This is a genomic window from Roseburia sp. (assembly GCF_041325975.1).
GTDB classification, from domain to species: domain Bacteria; phylum Bacillota; class Clostridia; order Lachnospirales; family Lachnospiraceae; genus Roseburia; species Roseburia rectibacter.
On sequence record NZ_JBGLEJ010000005.1, the window covers coordinates 1,307,324 to 1,328,362 of the forward strand.

Sequence of the window (21,039 nt, forward strand, 5' to 3'; positions counted from 1 at the left end):
CATCCCTATTCTTACTCGTATCAAATATTGTTTTCATACCGTCCCAGTTTATCATGCAGCATTTTACCCAGACTAAAAACCGCTTCTTTCTCACTGGCACTCCACGTTCATTATACCTTCCTCTCCGTCATCAAACAAGTCTTATCCCTTGTATCTTTTGTATTTTTCCACAATCTTTTCTGTCAGGATTCTTCGATCAACTCCGAAAGCGGCGCAAATGTGTATCCCATTTCTTCCCATTTTGTCAGCAGCTCATCTAAAATCTCTCCATTCGTCTTTGAAGTGCTGTGCAATAAAACGATTGCTCCCGGATGGATTCTCGTCAGCAATTTATCAAATGCCTCTTCCTTCGTCGGCTGATCATCAACATTCCAGTCCACATAGGCAAGGCTCCAGAAAAATGTATGGTATCCAAGTTCTTTTGCCATCTCAAGGTTTTTTGTACTGTATTTTCCCTGTGGCGGGCGGTAATATTTTATCATTTCTTTGCCTGTGACTGTCTGGTACAATGACGCGACATCATCCATCTCTTTCTGAAACGAGGTCATGTCTGATATTGATGACATATCTGGATGATGATAAGTATGATTGCCGACAGCATGCCCTTCTGCCTCCATACGTTTTACAATATCCGGTGCACTCTCAAGAAAATGTCCCACAACAAAAAATGTCGCTTTTGCATTATGCTTTTTTAAAGCATCCAAAATCGGCTCTGTATTTCCATTTTCATAGCCGCAGTCAAATGTCAGATAAATAACATTTTTACTTTTATCTCCCACATACCACGCGTTGTATTTTTTTAATTCATCTGCCGTCACATTGCCGGTCGGCTGGGTTCCCTCCGCTCCAAAGCCCAGTCCCCAGTTATCTGCCTGATTCTGGACAGACACTGTCTCCACTGTTTTTTTCATCTGCTGTTTCTGCAGCGAACCTGCGCCCCAGCCTAAAAAGAACATAAAAACAAACAGTGCCGTCACTTTTAAAATTTTCTTTTTGTTATGGTTCATGTTTTTCCCTTCCATCCCGATTATTGATATTGCATAACATCTACGCATCGCTATCATGCATGAATGCTATACTTTACAATATTTCTTTTTGTATTCTATGTGGGAAGGCGCATGTACCATGCCCGGAAATATTGATCCCTGTATAAAAAACAAAGAGCCTGACATTTCTGTCAGACCCTCCGGGTAAATCCATCTTAAAAATAAATGGTTGGATAACGCTTTTTCTCCGGTTTCCATTATTGTAACCTGATATTTTTTTTCCTGTTCAGGCTGATTAATCCATATATCGAATTGTTCCTGATATTCCTGCAAATTTTCTGCTACATAATCAGGACATAAATATCCACCGTTTTTACACCTTTTTTAACATTGTATACAACGATAAATAAGAATTTCCTTTGTAATAAGCTAATCCATTATTCCAAACTATAATCCTGTTACTTTTATACATATTATCAATTGCCTTATTCAATTCACCTTTTGCATATCCACAACCTATTACATTCTGATACATAGCCGGATAATCAATAGAATTTTTTAAATTTGAATAACTTGCATATATTTGCCCATTATATCCGCAATCTCTTAAAAATTCAATTAATAAATCTCCATGTTTTATTTTCTTACCATGTACCACAGCATTTTTTTCAATTACATTATCATATTTTCCACTTACATATGTATCTATTATACCAACGCTATCATCACATAAACAAAAAAGTACTGTATACTGACATTTTTATTTTTGTCACATACAGTACTTTTCTTATCTGTATTCTTTTAAAAATTCTCTGCTCAGACTGCAATGCAAATCTTTTCTTTGCCCTTACTCATAGCGCAATGCATCGATGACTTCCATCTTTGAAGCCTTGTTCGCCGGATAATATCCGAAAAATACACCGGTCAGCATAGAGAAGAACAGTGAAAGCATGATCGCCGTTACAGAAGGATGCACCGTCATAATAATATAATTTGCATACTGAGAGTACATATTCTGAATGACAAATCCTGCCACTTTTCCAAGCAGTGCCCCGATTCCTATACCAATCAGTATACCGATGATACCTCCGATCAGACAAAGCATGATCGCCTCTATGACAAACTGCATACGGATGGTACGTCTTTTGGCACCAAGCGCCATACGGACACCGATCTCTCTTGTACGCTCCGTGATGGACACCAGCATGATATTCATAACGCCGACACCACCCACGATCAGTGAAATCGCTGCAATACCGGAAACCGCGATCGTGATCACGTTGAGTACCGTATTGATCATGCCAAGATCAGATGCCATATTGTATGCACTGACGTGGAAATTTTTGTTGTTTGCATACATCTCATCAAAATAAGATAAAACATCCGTTGTTGCCTGATTGACATCTGCAAGAGGATCGATCATAAGATTAAAATAATCATAACCAGTCCTGTCAGTCCCCTGCAGTTTAAAACAGGTCTGAAGAGGGATCATCAATTCTGTTACACGGTCTTTTTCCGGTATGGACGTGTCCACTTTTCCAAATAATGCTTGGTTATATACATAAACGCCAACTACAACAAAATCAAAAATTCCGCCATCCGATGTTGCAACAGAAAGTGTTTCACCGATCGGATCTTTACCTGCAAAGTATCTCTCTGCCATCGTATCTGCAATCAGGCATACTCTCTTTTTCCCCTGATTATCTGCCTTTGTCAGATTTCTTCCGGCATGCATTTCCAGTTTCATATACTCTAAATATTCCGGTGTGATACCATCAATATTGACATTTGCATAATTCTTGGAATCAGCATCATCTTTAATGGTTCCTGAACCAAGATAGTTCTGTGCTGCAACACCTGTTACCTCATCCGGATATTTTTCAATCAATCCATCGATCATATCCTGTGTAACATAATCACTGTCTGTCATCTCCGGCTGTTCCCAGGTAGCCCAGTCCTCATCATTTTCCGGATAACGTGCTTCCACATACGCCTGTACCATATTTCCGCCAAGGGAATTCATGGTTGCCGTCAGTGTACTCTGGATAGAACCACCGATCGTTGTGATAATGATCACTGAGCTGATACCGATGATGATTCCGAGCATTGTTAACAGGGAACGCATCTTATTGCTGGAAATACTCGTGACCGCCTCTTTGATATTTTCCCAAAACATTAATGCTCACCTCCATTATCTGCCACGATCTGTCCATCTAACAGAGTAACGATACGCTCTGTCTCCTGCGCAAGTTCCTGGGAGTGTGTGATCAGAACAATTGTTTTTCCCTGCTCCTCATGAAGCTTATGGAATAAGTCCATGACCATATGACCTGTCTTCGAATCGAGTGCTCCGGTCGGCTCATCTGCAAGAATGATCGCCGGATCATTGATCATGGCACGGGCGATCGCAACACGCTGTTTCTGACCACCGGAAAGTTCGTTTGGTCTGTGATCCGCACGGTCTTCCATTCCTACCATTTTGAGCATTTCCATGGCATGTTCTTTTCCGTTTTTGGAATGTTCCTCTCCATATAGTAATGGAACCATAACATTTTTTAATGCATTGGCTCTCGGAAGGAGATTAAAGTTCTGAAATACAAAACCAATCCTGCGGTTTCTGATCGCACTCCGTACTTCATCCGACATTCCATTGACATCCTGTCCCTCCAGATAATAATCTCCCTGTGTCTGGCGGTCGAGGACTCCTATAATATTCATAAGTGTACTCTTACCGGAACCGGATTCACCGACAATGGAAACAAATTCCCCTTTATTTACGGTAAGGTTGATTCCATGTAAAATTTCAAGTTCATTTGGTTTTCCCAAATAATATGTCTTAACGATATTTTCCATTCGGATTACTGGTTCACTCACTACTCATTTCCCTCCACGCTGGTGCTCATACCTTCTGCATCTGAGGTTTCATCTGTAGATGCGCCTGTTCCCATATCCTGCTCGGAATACATCTGTTCCGGTGTAAACTGCTGTCCTTCTGTCACCGTTCCGGAGTAATCATAAATTAATTTATCTCCTTCTGCCAGATCTCCACCGGTTACTTCCGTATAGTAATCTACTTCTTCACCAACTGTGATATTCTTCTTCACCGCTGTAGCAGAACCGTCTGCATTTGCCTCTGCAACAAGTACGTATGTATTTCCGTCATCATCCGTCTTGACAAGATCATAAGGAATCGCTAATACTTCACCTTTTTCCTTGATCATGACTTTTGCTTTTACTTCCATACCGACAAGTAATTCTTTGTTATCTAAAGATATCTCTACGGAATATCCTCCGGATGTTGTCTGTCCGTCAGATCCCGTGGACTGTCCTTTGACACGTACCACTCTGGTCACAGTTCCATTAATGGTCTCATCTCCCATGGCATCCGCTGTTACAGTTGCTTTCATTCCCTCTTCAATCTTTAAAATATCAGCTTCTTCCACAGTTGCCACCATTTTTAAAGAACTGGTATCTTCGATCGTTACAAGTGGTGTTTTTGAATCTGCATTAACATCTCCGACAGAAACATTGACTGCTGTCACAACTCCACCGCAAGGTGCTGTAATATTGCAATCTTCTAACTGTTCTTTTAAATCTGTCAGTTTATCTTTGGAAGATGAATCCGATCCTTTATACTTGTCAAGTTCTACCGCACGCTGTGCATCCTCGATCGTACGGTTCGTGGTCTCTAATACTTTCTGGTAATCTTCCTCAGCAGTAGTAACTGCTTTCTGTGCAGCTAACAAAGACTGAAATTCTGCATCCGATTTATCTTCACTCTTATCCCACATAATACTCTGTGCGTTATAAGCATCCTTTGCATCATCAATTGCTTTCTGTGCAGCTGCAAGCTGTGTCTGCTGATCTTCTTTTGCACGACTGACTGTTTCTGCTGTCTGCTGTGAATTAATACTGTCTGTCGCATTTGTATCAGACATATTTTTTTCGAGATCCGCAATCTGATCCTGAATCGTAGAGGAATCTAATGTACATAATACATCTCCCTCTTTTACAATATCTCCGACCTGAACATTAACTGCTGTGATTTCTGCTAACGCTTTTGAAGTTGCATTATTCTTCGTGATACCCGATACAGTACCTTTTAATGAAATCGTATCAGATAAATCTCTCTTCTGTACCGGCTCCACCTCTACTGTATTGACTGCTGTTGCTACCTGGCTTGTCATTTTCTTTACTGAACTTCCAATGATCGCAGCTACAACGACCAGAACCACAAGCACAATAATAACTACTTTTTTCTTTCCCTTTTTCGGTTTTGTCTTGTCACCCATTTTTATTTCTCCCTTTTCTTAAATCGATTTACGGTGATTGTATCATTATCCTTTCGCCAAAAAAAGGCACTTAAGCAAATATTAAGAAATCTTAAGTTTTCCATCCGTAAATCTTTCATTTTTGTATTACTGTAATAATACAGTAATCTCATTTGAGTGTCAAGACATTTTATTATTTTGGTATATTTTTATATACCAGAAATCTGGTATTTATTGAAATTTTCCATTTTCCCTCATCTTATCCCGAAAGTAAATCATCATTTCCCTCGTCAGACTAAGACCCTCCGGATCGTCCGGGACATCCTGGAAATCAACCCATTCTGCACATGCAAGTTCTTCCTCATCCAGTCTTATCGCATCTCCCGCATCATCCAGTTCACAAAAATAGCCAAGAAGCAGATTACTGTCAAATCCCCACGGCTGACTTTTGTAATAGCGTATATTTTTTACGGAAAGACCTACTTCTTCCTTCACTTCTCTTGCTACTGTCTCCTCGGCAGTTTCACCAATTTCCGTAAATCCTGCGATCAGTGCATACCGTTTATATTCACGGTTTGCATATTTTGTCATGAGGATCTTTCTGCCGTTTGTCACACCGACGATCACAGCCGGCGCAATTTTCGGGAAAACCATATTGTTACATTCCGGGCAGGAAAGCATTCTGAGCTTTTCGCTATGTACCAGTCTGTGTCCACACCTTCCACAATAGACATTATCGCGGTACCAGACATACAGATGCCATGCGGTCGCTGCAGCAAGTACCTGCTCTTTTGGCTGCATGGTACGCGTTTCAAACATTTTATAATATGCAAATCCCGGCACTTCTATCCCCTCTCCCGGATCTGTCAGAAAATAATCATCCTCCCCGATGGAAAAAAGATAAACACATGCCGGAATTTTCTTTTTCATTTCACAGCAGATTTCCGAAAGTTCTCCATATGTCAGATAACACATTTCTTCTCCATTTTTTACAAAAATACGGTTTTCTTTAAAAATCATAAGAAAACTTTTATCCTGCGGTACTTTTTTTTGATATTCATTACTAAGATGCATTGGGAAAATATCCTGAATCATGTCTGTTCTCCTTTATTTATATTTATTTTAATATCTGTACAAACCTGCATTGCTGCACTATCCATGCAGCCTGTTTCTCAAGACTGGCGGACAAAAAACGGATGATATTTCGCGTTGGAAATACCATCCGGTCTGTCATATTATTTATCCTTTTTTAATATGTTTATGTGTAAACAGATGCTCCTGACAATATTCGTAATTGCCATCACACTTTGAGCAGAAACGGAACTCTAAATTCGGATCATCAAGCTCTGTCCTGCCGCAGATGGCACACTTATGCTTGGTAATACCGGAACCCGGTCTTGGCTCTCTCATCTGGGACTTGAACTGCTGTCTCCTGTGTATTTCATGCGGCGAATACCGTTTGAAATTACGTGTTGAGAAGAAGAAAATGATAAAGTTGAGCAGTGACATAAAAATAGCCACACGCCCTGCCCAGCCACTGACAACAAACTCATAAAGTGTCAGTACCGCATATACAATTGCCATCCATTTCATCTTGATCGGGATAATAAAGTAAAGCATCACCTGCATATCCGGATACATCACTGCGAATGCAAGGAAAATGGACATATTGATATAATTTGTGGAAAATCCCGATGCAATCGAATAAGATATCTGCGCTGCTAACGCCGGCATCTGTGAAATTACAGAAGCATTCATTGAATAATAAATACCGTACAGGACAAATGCACCGATCACAGTAAATATCATACCGCCGAAAATGTAAACATTAAACCGGAAAGTTCCCCAGGTACGTTCAAGTGCCATACCAAGCTGATAATAAAATAATGCCATGATCAATAAGAAGATCAGGTTTGACTCTGTTGGCATAAATACCCATGTTACCAGTCTCCAGATCTGTCCATGTAAAATATGATATGGACTGAGTGTCAGATAGCTTAAAATACCTGGTGATACAGTTCCAAACACATAACCGACCGTATATGCCCCGATCAGCCAGATGATAAGGTTTGGAACTGCATAACGGCCAATTTTTCGTTCTAATTTATTTAACCAGTTCATCGGATAAACCCTAACCTTTCTTTGAAAACACTACTTTTTTCAGTATATCCGTATGCCTGTGCTTTGTCAATCCGGGCGGATTTTATTCATAAAAAGTTTATATTTTTCCCTGATTTGCACATTGTGTTTTGTAATATCATGTCGTATAATGTACTTTGCTTGGCGTTTGCCGGCATTCTTTTTAATAAGAAGAAACAGCTGATTTTTATATATTTTATCCGGAATTTTTCCCGGAATTACTGACTGGAGGAAATTATGGAAAATAATACGCTTCACAAACTCGGAATTGATATCGGTTCTACTACCGTAAAGGTTGCCGTACTCGATGAGCATGACAACCTGCTTTTTTCCGATTATGAAAGACACTTTGCCAATATCAGAGAAACTCTTTCTGCCCTGATCCAGAAAGCATTTGACCAGCTTGGTGACAGGAAGGTTGCTCCAATGATCACCGGTTCGGGTGGACTTACACTTGCAAAACATTTAGATGTTCCTTTCGTACAGGAAGTTATCTCTGTATCTACTGCCTTACAGCACTATGCTCCGCAGACAGATGTTGCGATCGAGCTTGGTGGTGAGGATGCAAAGATCATCTATTTTGAAGGCGGTAATGTAGAACAGCGTATGAACGGTATCTGTGCCGGCGGTACAGGTTCTTTTATTGACCAGATGGCTTCCCTGATCCAGACAGATGCCTCCGGTTTGAATGAATATGCGAAAAATTACAAGGCGATCTATCCAATTGCAGCCCGCTGCGGTGTTTTTGCCAAAACAGACATCCAGCCTCTGATCAATGAAGGTGCCACAAGAGAAGATCTTTCTGCCTCTATTTTCCAGGCAGTCGTCAACCAGACGATCAGTGGTCTTGCCTGCGGTAAACCGATCCGTGGCCACGTTGCATTCCTTGGTGGTCCGCTCCACTTTTTATCTGAGTTAAAAGCTGCATTTATCCGCACTTTAAACTTAGATGATGAGCATGCGATCACCCCGGACAATTCACACCTTTATGCGGCGATCGGTTCTGCCTTAAACTGTAAACCGGAACAGAACACCACACTTTCTTCCATGCTTGGGAAATTAAACTCTGATATACATATGGAATTCGAAGTGGCACGTCTTGATCCGTTATTCAAGGATCAGGCAGAATATGATACCTTCCGTGCCCGCCATGACGGACACAATGTTAAAACAGGTGACCTTTCCACCTATGAGGGTAACTGTTATCTCGGTATCGACGCCGGTTCCACCACAACTAAAATTGCTCTCGTCGGTGAGGACGGCTCTTTACTGTATTCATTTTACAGCAACAACAACGGAAGTCCTCTTTCCACTGCGATCCGTTCCATTAAAGAGATCTACGAAAAACTCCCGGCAAATGCACATATCGTACACTCCTGTTCTACCGGCTACGGCGAAGCTCTCTTAAAAGCTGCGCTGATGTTAGACGACGGTGAAGTAGAAACAGTAGCCCATTACTATGCAGCAGCATTTTTTGATCCTGAGGTAGACTGTATCTTAGACATCGGTGGTCAGGATATGAAATGTATCAAGATCAAAAATCAGACCGTAGACAGTGTACAGTTAAATGAGGCATGTTCTTCCGGCTGTGGTTCTTTCATCGAGACATTTGCAAAATCCCTGAACTATTCCGTACAGGATTTCGCAAAAGAAGCTCTGTTTGCCAAAAATCCGATTGATCTTGGAACCCGCTGTACCGTATTTATGAATTCAAAAGTAAAACAGGCACAGAAAGAAGGTGCTTCCGTAGCAGATATCTCTGCCGGACTTGCTTACTCAGTCATTAAAAATGCATTATTCAAGGTTATCAAACTCTCCGACGCAAGTGAGCTCGGAAAAAACATCGTCGTACAGGGCGGTACCTTTTATAATGATGCAGTACTCCGCAGTTTTGAAAAGATTTCCGGCTGCGAATGCGTCCGCCCGGATATCGCAGGTATCATGGGTGCTTTCGGTGCTGCTCTCATCGCAAGAGAGCGCCATGAAGCGGACTATCAGACAACAATGCTCTCCATCGACGAGATCAATGCACTGACTTTCGATACCAAACTTGCAAGATGTCAGGGCTGTACCAACCACTGTCTGCTGACGATCAACCGTTTCTCCGGAAACCGTCAGTATATCACCGGAAACCGCTGTGAGCGTGGTGTCGGAGGCGTAAAAAACAAAGAAAATATTCCGAACTTATTTGAATACAAGAATAAACGCTTATTCGACTATCCTTCCCTGAAACCGGAAGAAGCCCCTCGCGGTACGGTAGGTATTCCGAGAGTTTTAAATATGTATGAGAATTTCCCATTCTGGGCTACATTTTTCAAAAAACTTGGTTTTTCTGTTGTGCTGTCCCCACAGTCAACAAGAAAAATTTATGAACTCGGCATCGACTCGATTCCAAGTGAATCTGAGTGTTATCCGGCAAAACTTGCACATGGACATGTGACCTGGCTGATCCATCAGAATGTAGACTTTATTTTCTACCCATGTGTACCTTATGAGCGCAATGAATTTCCGGATTCCAACAACCATTATAACTGCCCGATCGTAACTTCCTACGCAGAGAATATCAAAAACAACGTAGAAGATATCACTTCCGGCAAGGTACGTTTTTATAATCCATTCATGGCATTTACCAGCGAAGAAACTTTATCTTCCCAGCTTGTAAAAACCTTTGGTGCACCGGAATTTGCAATCCCGGAATCTGAGATCCGTGACGCTGTTTCTGAAGGATACAAAGAACTTGCTGTTGTTCGCATGGAAATGCAGAAAAAGGGTGAAGAAGTCTTAGATTATATGGAAAAGACCGGAAAACGCGGTATCGTGTTAGCCGGCCGTCCATACCATGTTGACCCTGAGATCAATCATGGTATACCGGAACTGATCAATTCCTACGGCATTGCAGTGCTGACGGAAGATTCCGTTTCCCATCTGCATCAGGTAGAGCGCCCACTGATCGTTATGGATCAGTGGATGTATCATTCCCGTCTGTATGCAGCCGCAAACTTTGTAAAAACCAGGGATGATCTTGATCTGATCCAGTTGAACTCTTTCGGCTGTGGCTTAGATGCCGTTACCACCGATGCAGTCAATGATATTCTTACAAAATCGGGGAAGATCTACACCTGCTTAAAGATCGATGAAGTTAATAACTTAGGTGCTGCGAGAATCCGTATCCGTTCTCTGCTCTCTGCCATTCGTGTCCGTGAGAAGAAACAGACCAAACGGACGATCGTTCTTTCCAACTATAACAGAGTTGTATTTACGGAAGAGATGCGCAAAAATTATACGATCCTCTGTCCGCAGATGTCACCGATCCATTTTGAACTTTTAGAGCCTGCCTTCTGTGCAGCCGGTTATAACCTTGTCGTACCGGATGTTCCAAGCCGTACCTGCGTGGATGTCGGATTAAAATATGTAAACAATGATGCCTGTTATCCGTCGCTGATCGTTGTAGGACAGCTTATGAGTGCCGTCATGTCCGGCAATTATGATATGAATAAAACTGCCATCCTGATCTCACAGACCGGTGGTGGCTGCCGCGCCAGCAATTATATCGGTTTCATCCGCCGGGCACTTGAAAAAGCAGGATATCCGAATGTACCGGTTATCTCTATCAACTTAAGCGGTCTTGAGAGCAATCCTGGATTTAAGCTGACCCCTTCACTGATCCAGCATGGACTGTATGCGTTAGAGTTTGGCGATATTTTCCTTCGCTGCCTGTACCGCACACGCCCTTACGAAGCAGTAAAAGGCTCTGCAGATGCTCTGCACGAAAAATGGAAAAAAGAAGTTATTTCCTTTGTCACACAGGATAAACTGTTATCCCACCGCAAGTTTAAGCAGATGTGCCGTCAGATCATCCGTGATTTTGACAACCTTGACCGCTTAGACATCAAAAAACCCCGTGTCGGAGTTGTCGGTGAGATCCTTGTAAAATTCCATCCTGCCGCAAATAACGATCTGGTCGGACTGTTAGAGTCCGAAGGTGCAGAAGCTGTCGTACCGGATCTGACTGATTTCCTGCTTTACTGTTTCTATAACACCGGATTTAAAACTGACAACCTTGGCTTCAGCAAAAAATCCAAGAGAATCGGACGTCTTGGCATCAACTTCTTTGAATGGCTCAGAAGTGCCGCCAGAGACGAATTTGAAAAAAGTAAACACTTTGATCCACCTGCCCACATCGATGATCTTGCAAAATATGCAAGAGATATCGTATCGGAAGGTAATCAGACCGGCGAAGGCTGGTTCTTAACCGGTGAGATGATGGAACTGATCCACAGCGGTACGCCAAACATCGTCTGCACACAGCCATTTGCCTGCCTGCCGAACCATGTCGTTGGAAAAGGTGTTATCAAAGAACTCCGTCACCGCTTCCCGGAATCAAATATCGTCGCCATCGACTACGATCCGGGTGCAAGTGAAGTAAACCAGTTGAACCGTATCAAACTGATGCTTTCCACTGCAAATAAAAACCTTGCAAAACAGTCTTTGTAAGCTAAAATAACCTTTCAACTGTTGTTTCTGACAGCCGCCCTTCTGGTGCGGCTGTTTTTCTTTCTAAATGACACGAACATTATTTCCACACAGCATAATATATCCGGTTCTGCTCCACCGGTTGTGAAAAATCTGCCTCATATCCATTGTCATCCTGCCAGCCGGCAAAATCTCTTGTTTCCTCTACCGGGACTGCCGGTGCGGTGATCGTATCTCCTTCCATAATACAATACTGCTTATAACAGGTATCACTATCTGCATCCTTGTAAAACTGTACATAATATTTCTGCACAGCTACAGACTGCAGCCTGTCTGCCAATACAGTCCGACTGCATGTAACCGTTCCTTTTTTTCCATTTGGGTGTATAAACTCTCTATCTGCTTCAATGGAAAATAGTCCTTTTTCCTTATCAGCTCCCATGATTCGCATTACAATACCCGTCTGGGCATCCATTCCCTTTACGAGCTGTTCCGTTACATCTGCTGTAAATTCTCTGTTATCTGCTACATCATACGTCTGTTTTATCTTTGCATTACAAAGCGTACCCTCTATAGCTGCAGGCAGCTGGTTTTCCAATTCTGCCGCATAATTCATACGGCCAGTTACTGTTAATATTATCAGAATCGTTATTGCTCCAATTGTGATCCCAATTATCATCATTATCATATTTTTCACTTTTCCCACCCTTCATCTGAGTCATGATCTATTTACCGGTATACTTACTGCTGCATATCGGACTCTGTTTTCATGATCTGCAGCCATCACATTTAATTCATACACACCGGACTCCTGAAAATCCAGTTCATTTTCCAGTATTGTTCCATCCGGTGAAATAACTTTTAGCAGGCAGACCTGCAGCTCATTTCCAGCATAATCCCATGCCTTTACAATATCTGTCAATTCATATTGTCCAGTTTCCAGATATCCTGTCTCGACTGTCACAAAATAAGGCGGTGATTTCTGTGATTCCTCACAAAATGTTTCAAAATCTGCCGGACTTTCTGTCTGCATCTCCGTATGATCAGATACGATCTTCAAAATCCCCCTGTTACCGTTTTCATCCATCACATCTTGAAAAATAAGACACAATAATCCAACCAGAATTACTGCCTGAAAAATTGTTTTTCCATACACTTTGATCACTTCATACATATCCATCTCCTCTAACTGCCACAGGTACAAATCAAAAACTGCCGCACAAATTCGTAAATAACTCCACCATGCCCCATATTTTCATACCAGAATCCAATAAGAAAAAATGTCCCGGCAATTGCCAGAAATCCGCTTCCAAATTCCTCTATGATGTCTTCCATAGTCTTTTCCTTTCCTTCTTTCAGAAAGATGATACATAATTTAAAACTTCATAAAACATCCGTATCACTGCACTTCCTGCCAATATTCCCAAAAAAGCTCCACCAAATTTTTCCACGATTATCATCATACTAAAATCCATCACCTCGCGATCGCATATGTAATATTTTCTTCAGAAATTCCCAGTATCGGTATGCGGTAATGATATGTTAACGCAACCTGTGATGCATTCATATTCTGCCATGCATCATAGATACATTCTGAAATTGTTAGTTCGTATCCGTCCTGCGCCGCCTTTTTTTTACAGGCATCAATAACAACCGGGTTAAAATTGCTGTTCTCCAGTTCTGCAACCACCTGCGACTTATACTCTTTTGCAGCCGCAATCTGCCCGCCCGCTCCGATCAGACCTGTGCACACAAAAATATTTATCATCAATATAAATAAAATACCAAATGCCCCAATTACCTGCTTCATTTCATCACACCTCCCATACTTCCAAGCATTTGAAACATCATTGTCATTCCGATTGTCAGATCGATCAGCAATTTTACAGTTGCCGCTATAACCGGATATGAAAATATCATTTTCTGACCAAATGCAATTTTCCCATTTCGGATTTCTTCTGCCCTGTTCTGCATCTCATTTACATGTAAGATCAGATGATTTATCTGCGTCACTGCATCCCCGGTTCCCATTTCCGCAACAGCATGTAACATTTTCATGCAATTTTGGGCTTCCGGTACGTCAAATTCTCTACAAAAATCTGTATATGCACTTAGTTTTTCCGGTGTTTTTTCTAACCGTTCTTCCAGACATTCAATCTCATATTTTAATACCTGTGGTGCGCTGTTTTTTGATTTTTCAATAGAAATCTGTACATTATTATTCTGCAGCAGCAACGCAAGTTCCATAAACCATCCTGGAAGTGCCAGATAAACAGCCTCCGTCACATCTCTTTTTGCAATCTTAAAACCCACTTTGTGCTGCATAGCCAAAAAAAGTGTAACTGGAAATAACAGTCCGGCAAGCAATATTTTTCCATGCAAAAAAGCTGTAAACATGACACCTGCTACCGGCAATGTCCATAATACGCTTTTTCTTTTTTCCTTTTTTTCATCATAATGATACACAAGCTCGCAGCTTGAGCTGATATCATTTCTCTGCTCCTTTTCCTCTGCTGCCAGCCAGTCATTTGTCAGATTCCTTGAGCTTTTTACAAATACCCATAATAAGAAAAGAAGAAATACAAGTGACGAAACCTGAATGATTTTTACATCAAATATATTAAAACATGTTTTCACCGCAAAAAGATCTTTCATGGAATCTAATACATATAATGCTGTCGCACAGAGAATGACCGATACGATCACAGAAATAATGTTGTCCGTATGGCTTTTTTTCTTTTCTGCCTGAAGCTGATATCCTCTGCGTTTCCACAATTCAATATCCTCTAAAAGAATCAGTGCAGATTCGTTCATTTCTCCCCCATGTTCCTCTGCATTGATAAGAAGTTCGTGGACCATTTTTATCTTTGGACACTGATACTGACTCTCAAGCGGTTCTAATGCCTCTTTAAAAATGTTTTCACCTATGGCAAATTCTCCAAATTCCAGTTTCAGAATCACCTGCTCGATACAGGAACGCATCTTCCCTTCTTCAAATATTTCTCTGGTTTCCTTTAGTGCACTCAATATTTTTCCACTTTTCTGAAATGCATATAACATCTGCTCCATATATTCCGCAGCATCCGCAAACCGCTTCTGCTCATACATTTTACGGTACATATCAAGCACCAGTATCGGAAGCATTGCTAAAACAGCTGCCAACGCAGCCACAACACCGCCCGTCTTAAGTTGAAAAACGACTCCGACGCCAAATACTCCCGCCAATGCCATAAAAATCATCATCGTATGCTCTTTCCACGAAAAATGATATCCATACATATCTACCTTTTTCTGTAGATTTTTCGGATTCCAAAAAGTAAACATCCCCATCATACGTCCTCCTCTCTCTTTATCTTCCCTCTCTAAGATACCTGTCAAAGTGTCTGCATACAAAAGGTTCGTCCACACCCGCTTCATTAAATCTTTTCTGAATATCTAACGGTATTTTTCCGGATACCAGCGCTCCATCTTCAACGATCATATAAATCTTATTTTCCGCATTTTCTCTCGAAAAAAAACAAAGCTGGTCAATATAACGCCTTACCTTTCCATCTGAAGATTCGGTTTTGCGGATCAGAACTGCTACATTCACATAACGGTAGATGCGGTTCTCCATGCGCTGTGCATCATTAACATTATTCATCATGTTCAATATCCTGTCCGGCAATTTTCTTACATCATCCAGATGTATCGTCGTAAATCCATGAACACCGGTACTCCACTGTTCTAACAGTGAAGTTACTTCCACAGAACGCGCCTCGGAAAGCATCAGCCAGCTTGGGTTCTGACGCAGGGAAGCCTTGATCGCATCTGTATAATCAAATCCCTTTCCAACACGAAGCTCCACCGCATCTGCCCCTGGATTGATATTCGTATAATGAATTTCTAATGAATCTTCTATGGTAATAACACGTTCTTCCTTTCTGATAAACTGCATAAAAAATTTTGCACTTTCTGTCTTACCTGCACCCGGTTCTCCACCAAAAACAAAATTCATCCCCGCTTGCACACAATTCAGCAGTAAATGTAATACCTTCTGTTCACAATATTTTTGATCGAGCAGTTCTTTTAAAGTGTTTCTTACAAAACACGGGGATTTACGGATACAGATGCTGATCCCTGATATCGCGGCAGACTCATGAATAATACTGATTCTAAGTTCTTTGGTATCCGCTTCTAATATTTTATTTGCATTATTAAACTGTTTATTGATACAGTTTGAGATACTGTGTGTAAACGTACTGATAAATGCTTCCGGTATCTCCTCATCTGCACAATATCTTCCCTGTTCCAAATCTGTGATCCATAATTTTTTCCCGTTATAATCCACATCCGTCACTTCCGGTCTGCTCAAATACTTCCAGAATATTCCGAACTGTTCCGGTGTAGGTTCAACAATAACTTTTTCACTCATTGTTCTCTCCATTTTTCAGAGGACTTTCCCGCATAAAAGAAAAGTCCTCTTTTTCTTTCATTGCACCAGTAACTTCTCCCCTATAAAATTTTTATGGGCGAAGCGCATTCATATTATTAAAAAAGCCTGTGAGTGTATTCTTAAATTCTGTCGCAACATACCCATCCGACGAAAGTGCTGCCACAATGATCGCCCCCAATGCCAGTAATACGATTACTGCAAGAATTGCATTTCCGTAGTGTTTCATTACCTGTTCCATAATAGAATCCTCCATTTTCAATTTTTTCGATCTGTTTTCTGAGAAGAAACAGATTTGATCCCATTTCTTCAAAAAAAATTTTATTACGTTCTGTTTCTGATTTCTGTTTCCACAGCCTGATAAAGTTATCCATTTTTCCCTGCTGTGACACCCATTCCAGTTCTCCGTTTTGCGGAATATATCCTATCTGCTCCGGTGCAATGCGATATGTATGTACCATGTCATTTTTCATCTGCCTTGCATAAAACGCATACCCTTCTATCAGATAAAGAACTTTCTTTTGCTTTCTCGCAAAATCACGTATCATATCCTCCCATTCACTCGGATATGACTGCATACCAGCTACTATAATATCCGCTTTTTTTAAACTGTTCTGTGTCTTTTTGTCTCTTCCATATCCACAATCCGCCAAAAGAATCTTTTCTTTTCCGCCGGAAAAGATACACTGCCAGCCATTTTCCCGCTGTACTAAAACGTTACATGCCGGCCTGCTCTTTGCCAAAAGGCATGCCATTACAGCCATGATTTCTGTTGTATGGAATGACTTGTCCATTCCCCAGAATGCTATTTTTACTGACATACTGCCTCCATTTTCTGATTCGAAAAAAAGTGCAGAATATCCTTCCAACAGCCTCCGTTACGAAATATTGCTCTGTGAAATAAACTGATAACTTTTGATTGTAAAAAGATGGAAATATCTGTCTGATTTCCAATGATACGGCTGGTCATACCGCCGCAAAAATGTCTGACGCTTCGTTCATCCTGTTTCAAAACCGCTCCAATCTCCTCAATGAATAGAACGATCTCAGATGCTTCACGCAAACCCGATAAAAAGATAGTGATATCATACTTCATTTTATTATATTTGTAAATACCTGATTTCAATTTTTTCTTTTCTTTTAACAATATATCATTTATAATTGTGCATGGGTAATACCCATGGAGATCGGATAATATCCGATTGATGCTATCTTTAAATATTTACAATATGATCTGGAGGAGTTCATGAAAGAGTTTGTAATTGTTACCGATACAACCACTGATTTACCAAGAGACTACGTTGAAAAACATCACTTATACATGATGTCCCTTCCTTACACACTAGAGGGTACATCCTACACCTGGGAAAAACCAATGCCTGTCAAAGATTTTTATGATAAAATGCGTGCCGGCTCCCTGCCGACCACCTCACAGGCAAATCCCGAAGAAGCTGCCCTGCTGTATGAATCCATCCTGAAAGATAATGATGTGGATATTCTCCATATTGCATTTTCTTCCGGTCTCAGCGGAAGTTTCAACAGCTGCCGTATCGCGGCAGCAGATGTCTGTGAAAAATATCCGGATCACCGGATCGTAGTTGTTGATTCGCTTGCCGCAACCTTAGGTCAGGGTCTGCTTGTCTATAAAGCAGTCCAGTTAAAAGAAGCAGGAAAAAGTTTAGATGAGGTTGCTGCCTGGGTAGAAGAAAATAAATATCATCTCGTACATAATTTTACCGTCGATGATCTTTTCCATCTGCATCGCGGCGGACGGCTTTCTAAAACAGCCGCGATCGTCGGTACGATGATCAATTTAAAACCAGTACTTCATGTCGATGATGAAGGACACCTTGTCATGTTGAGCAAAGTACGCGGACGTAAAAAATCACTGATCGGACTTGTCGACTGCATGGAAAAACAACTCGGTGACTGGAAAGATAAAAATGATATCATCTTCATCAGCCATGGAGACTGCCCGGAAGACGCACAGTTTGTCGCTGATCTGATCAAAGAACGTTTCGGATATGAGAATTTTATGATCGACTATATCGGTGCTACGATCGGTGCACATTCCGGTCCTGGCACGGTTGCACTTTTTTATCTGGGAGATCACCGTTAATCACACTGATCATATATATAAACTTTACAAACATATGTTTCAGGCAAAAAAGGAGCTGTAAAAAAACTCCCCTAACAAAAAAATCTCCCAGACAGCGAGGTCAATGGCATTAAGTTAAGAGAATCTCACATCACATGAAATGTGGTGTGGGATTTTTTATGAGAAAAAGTATTGACAACACTAAGATTCTGGTCAGGAATCCTTTTCCCTTCACGCTCTTTCTCCTCCGTTTTCATAAACTTATTCTGTTTAAAATAAATCATAATATTTCATGGTTTCTGCATTCCGATACTCATGTTTTTCATAATATCCGATTAATTTTCCTTCATCTCTAAGCGCCACCATATATACATCTTTATTCTGCTTCTCATTATGAAAAGTATATACAATATTATGGCTTTCATCCGCTGCAAACCAGTCGATCACCTGCTGTATCTTTTCTCCGGATTCCGGATTGTGACAACACAACAGACTTTTTCCTATCAGCTTATCTCCACCATGTTTTGAATAATTCTGTACTGCTGCCGGATTCATATATATGATCTCATGACTGAGATTACATATAACAACCGAAGCCCTGTCCTGATCCACAATGCTTTTAAAATAACTGATATCTATTTTGTCATAATTTTTTGTTTTATCGCTCATTTTATTTCAACACCTTCCTTATCTGTTTGTCTGATGCAACCGGATAAATTTCATGCATATGATCTGCAATCTGCCTCCACGAATCTCCCGGATCATCCTTGTAGCATGATGTCACATAATCGTATCCATATATATGTTCAATCGAAGAATACACAGCAACATCCCATCCATACTCCACACCTTTCTTATTTACCCGCTTTCTGAAATCACAGTTGCAAAGATAAGTCTGCATCATAAGATTTGTGATGGCGCCATCAAATCCCTTTTCCCCATCCTTACCAAAGCCAGCCTGTTTTTTCAGTATATTAGAATATATTTCTGCATCTTCCTTATCCTCAATAAAATTATCCATTATCTTCTTATACTTGTTTGGTGCTTTGCCATCCTCATATAGTGCATCAAAATCATATCCATCACGACGATAATTTGCAAATACAGGCAGCCATTTTTTTGATATAAAACCAGCTTTTCTGTCAAAAAACTTGCCATAAACTATGTCATGTTTTCTTGCAATGACTGCTCTCCACATCCATGGATCTTTTTCGGATACATCACTCCACCAATATTCTGGCACAGTTCTTTCTTCCAGAGAAAAACCTGGAATATCATTTTTGAATAAAGGAAGAAAACCGACCTCATTGATATATTCCATTGCTTCATCTACCGTATGTATACACTCCGGATCATCCCAGTCTACACCGTACATGATCCATTCACCTGATTCATTTCCCATCTTATCTCCATTCTTGTACTGTCCTGTATTTCTCTTTCACAACTTTACAAACCAATTCAAAAATCAGCTACAGGTAAAATTCCTTACGTCTTAAAGATGTATATGGCTTTTTATTGCGGATTCTCTGTGATTCTCTTATGTCAATATCAGTATAAATGATCTGCTCAGTATCATCCGCTTTTTCAATAACTGTTCCTTCCGGTGAGACAACTATGGATTTCCTGTTCAAACATCTCCATTGGTTCCTGTCCGGTATTTACCGTCGGAATCAGGATCAGTTCAGATATTTGAATAACCTTTACCACTCCTGAAATCCGCATACTTTCGCCGACTCATACACTGGTTTTAATATATTACGCAGTCAACGGTTCATCATACGCTTCCCACCTTGGAAGTTTGTTCCCCCCTATAACCGATCATGCGATCCGCTTTCTCTTTGGATTTCTTCTACCGGATAAAATGAGTCCACACATGTTCTTCCGTTTTTGGAAGTCCAAACTGTTCTTTTCCAAGTGCAATGCTCTTCATAAGAAATGTCATATTTCTTGCAAGCACACGCATCGTCTGTTTCCCCTCTTCATCTGCTTCTGCTTCTCCCTGCCCTCTTCCATGGATGGAATTCCAGTACTGACTTGATGCGATCGGCATATTTGTTATCGTAAAATATTTATTTAATTCATCAAACGTAGCGGAACATCCACCACGTCTGGCACATACGACACTTGCTCCCACCTTCATGGTTTTATCAAAAGATGTACTGTAAAAAAGTCTGTCTAAAACTGCAATTAAAGTTGCATTTGCTGATGCATAATAAACAGGACTTGCGATTACAAGACCATCCGCCTCTTCAAATTTAGGTGCCAGCTCATTTACCACATCATCAAAAACACATTTTCCAAGTTCCGCACAACGATTGCAGGCAATACAGCCTCTTACAGCTTTGTTGCCAACCTGCACGATTTCCGCATTTATGTCCTCTTCCTCAAAAACCTTTTTCATTTCACCAAGTGCTATCGATGTATTTCCATTTGTTCTCGGACTTCCGTTAATCATTAATACTTTCACTTCAAATCTTCCCTTCTTTTCGGATTTTCTGCCGGATAATTTCTAAAATAACTTTATCACTTACCTATTATATATGTCAAATTCCCTTAAAATGAAATCAGCAGTTACAATCAGCAGAATTCTCCATCAACTTTTCTTGATTTGTGAAATTGTTAATGTTATCATAAATGAAA

At 40.7% G+C, this 21,039-nt stretch carries 21 protein-coding genes; 2 read left to right on the forward strand and 19 right to left on the reverse strand.

Annotation, left to right across the window (positions count from 1 at the left end; translation table 11 throughout):
• Positions 1–182: 182 nt before the first annotated feature.
• The 7 genes from ACDD58_RS17250 to ACDD58_RS17280 form a co-directional block, all read right to left on the reverse strand.
• Positions 183–1,007 carry a polysaccharide deacetylase family protein gene (locus tag ACDD58_RS17250; RefSeq protein WP_055193032.1) on the reverse strand — a complete coding sequence of 275 codons (825 nt, stop codon included), beginning with the start codon at positions 1,005–1,007 and terminating at the stop codon, positions 183–185.
• A 352-nt stretch (positions 1,008–1,359) separates the two neighbouring features.
• The gene (locus tag ACDD58_RS17255; protein ID WP_117919614.1) at positions 1,360–1,644 is read right to left on the reverse strand and encodes a hypothetical protein; all 285 of its coding nucleotides are present in this window, start codon (positions 1,642–1,644) and stop codon (positions 1,360–1,362) included.
• 189 nt (positions 1,645–1,833) lie between these two features.
• Complete coding sequence (locus tag ACDD58_RS17260; protein ID WP_117919612.1) at positions 1,834–3,162, reverse strand: ABC transporter permease; 1,329 nt, start codon at positions 3,160–3,162, stop codon at positions 1,834–1,836.
• Positions 3,162–3,839, reverse strand: coding sequence for an ABC transporter ATP-binding protein (locus tag ACDD58_RS17265; protein ID WP_006857048.1), 678 nt, complete (start codon positions 3,837–3,839; stop codon positions 3,162–3,164). The genes ACDD58_RS17260 and ACDD58_RS17265 overlap by 1 nt, the downstream gene beginning before the upstream one ends.
• A 20-nt stretch (positions 3,840–3,859) precedes the next feature.
• Positions 3,860–5,278: an efflux RND transporter periplasmic adaptor subunit gene (locus ACDD58_RS17270; protein WP_015560046.1), complete on the reverse strand. Its 1,419-nt coding sequence runs from the start codon at positions 5,276–5,278 to the stop codon at positions 3,860–3,862.
• Between the two features lie 210 nt (positions 5,279–5,488).
• Complete coding sequence (nudC, locus tag ACDD58_RS17275; RefSeq protein ID WP_117919610.1) at positions 5,489–6,352, reverse strand: NAD(+) diphosphatase; 864 nt, start codon at positions 6,350–6,352, stop codon at positions 5,489–5,491.
• A gap of 144 nt (positions 6,353–6,496) precedes the next feature.
• Positions 6,497–7,378, reverse strand: coding sequence for a rhomboid family intramembrane serine protease (locus ACDD58_RS17280; protein ID WP_117919608.1), 882 nt, complete (start codon positions 7,376–7,378; stop codon positions 6,497–6,499).
• 255 nt (positions 7,379–7,633) lie between these two features.
• Here ACDD58_RS17280 and ACDD58_RS17285 point away from each other — a divergent pair, with 255 nt between their 5' ends.
• A complete protein-coding gene (locus tag ACDD58_RS17285; protein ID WP_186899109.1) occupies positions 7,634–11,890 on the forward strand; it encodes a 2-hydroxyacyl-CoA dehydratase in 4,257 nt (1,418 codons plus the stop codon).
• A gap of 79 nt (positions 11,891–11,969) precedes the next feature.
• Here the strand turns inward: ACDD58_RS17285 and ACDD58_RS17290 are convergent, their stop codons facing one another.
• The 8 genes from ACDD58_RS17290 to ACDD58_RS17325 form a co-directional block, all read right to left on the reverse strand.
• Positions 11,970–12,557: a hypothetical protein gene (locus ACDD58_RS17290; RefSeq protein WP_117919700.1), complete on the reverse strand. Its 588-nt coding sequence runs from the start codon at positions 12,555–12,557 to the stop codon at positions 11,970–11,972.
• Positions 12,558–12,587: 30 nt separating this feature from the next.
• The gene (locus ACDD58_RS17295) at positions 12,588–13,043 is read right to left on the reverse strand and encodes a hypothetical protein (protein ID WP_117919604.1); all 456 of its coding nucleotides are present in this window, start codon (positions 13,041–13,043) and stop codon (positions 12,588–12,590) included.
• 11 nt (positions 13,044–13,054) lie between these two features.
• The gene (locus ACDD58_RS17300) at positions 13,055–13,204 is read right to left on the reverse strand and encodes a hypothetical protein (RefSeq protein WP_186899108.1); all 150 of its coding nucleotides are present in this window, start codon (positions 13,202–13,204) and stop codon (positions 13,055–13,057) included.
• A gap of 139 nt (positions 13,205–13,343) precedes the next feature.
• Positions 13,344–13,679: a hypothetical protein gene (locus ACDD58_RS17305; protein ID WP_117919602.1), complete on the reverse strand. Its 336-nt coding sequence runs from the start codon at positions 13,677–13,679 to the stop codon at positions 13,344–13,346.
• Positions 13,676–15,286, reverse strand: coding sequence for a hypothetical protein (locus ACDD58_RS17310; RefSeq protein WP_241070713.1), 1,611 nt, complete (start codon positions 15,284–15,286; stop codon positions 13,676–13,678). The genes ACDD58_RS17305 and ACDD58_RS17310 overlap by 4 nt, the downstream gene beginning before the upstream one ends.
• Entirely contained in the window at positions 15,219–16,283 is a 1,065-nt protein-coding gene (locus ACDD58_RS17315) for an ATPase, T2SS/T4P/T4SS family (RefSeq protein ID WP_186899107.1), read from the reverse strand. The genes ACDD58_RS17310 and ACDD58_RS17315 overlap by 68 nt, the downstream gene beginning before the upstream one ends.
• A gap of 140 nt (positions 16,284–16,423) precedes the next feature.
• Positions 16,424–17,122: a hypothetical protein gene (locus tag ACDD58_RS17320; RefSeq protein WP_241070714.1), complete on the reverse strand. Its 699-nt coding sequence runs from the start codon at positions 17,120–17,122 to the stop codon at positions 16,424–16,426.
• Positions 17,113–17,313 carry a hypothetical protein gene (locus ACDD58_RS17325; protein ID WP_147345376.1) on the reverse strand — a complete coding sequence of 67 codons (201 nt, stop codon included), beginning with the start codon at positions 17,311–17,313 and terminating at the stop codon, positions 17,113–17,115. Before ACDD58_RS17325 ends, ACDD58_RS17320 begins: the two co-directional genes overlap by 10 nt.
• A 234-nt stretch (positions 17,314–17,547) precedes the next feature.
• On the opposite strand from ACDD58_RS17325, the gene ACDD58_RS17330 reads away from it, so the two are divergent.
• The gene (locus tag ACDD58_RS17330) at positions 17,548–18,420 is read left to right on the forward strand and encodes a DegV family protein (protein ID WP_186899105.1); all 873 of its coding nucleotides are present in this window, start codon (positions 17,548–17,550) and stop codon (positions 18,418–18,420) included.
• A gap of 249 nt (positions 18,421–18,669) precedes the next feature.
• Here the strand turns inward: ACDD58_RS17330 and ACDD58_RS17335 are convergent, their stop codons facing one another.
• The 4 genes from ACDD58_RS17335 to ACDD58_RS17350 form a co-directional block, all read right to left on the reverse strand.
• Complete coding sequence (locus ACDD58_RS17335) at positions 18,670–19,068, reverse strand: PAS domain-containing protein (RefSeq protein ID WP_117919593.1); 399 nt, start codon at positions 19,066–19,068, stop codon at positions 18,670–18,672.
• 1 nt (position 19,069) lies between these two features.
• Complete coding sequence (locus ACDD58_RS17340; RefSeq protein WP_186899104.1) at positions 19,070–19,801, reverse strand: hypothetical protein; 732 nt, start codon at positions 19,799–19,801, stop codon at positions 19,070–19,072.
• A 67-nt stretch (positions 19,802–19,868) separates the two neighbouring features.
• Complete coding sequence (locus tag ACDD58_RS17345) at positions 19,869–20,030, reverse strand: hypothetical protein (protein WP_241070715.1); 162 nt, start codon at positions 20,028–20,030, stop codon at positions 19,869–19,871.
• A 218-nt stretch (positions 20,031–20,248) separates the two neighbouring features.
• Positions 20,249–20,854, reverse strand: coding sequence for a flavodoxin family protein (locus ACDD58_RS17350; protein ID WP_370778768.1), 606 nt, complete (start codon positions 20,852–20,854; stop codon positions 20,249–20,251).
• Positions 20,855–21,039 lie beyond the last annotated feature (185 nt).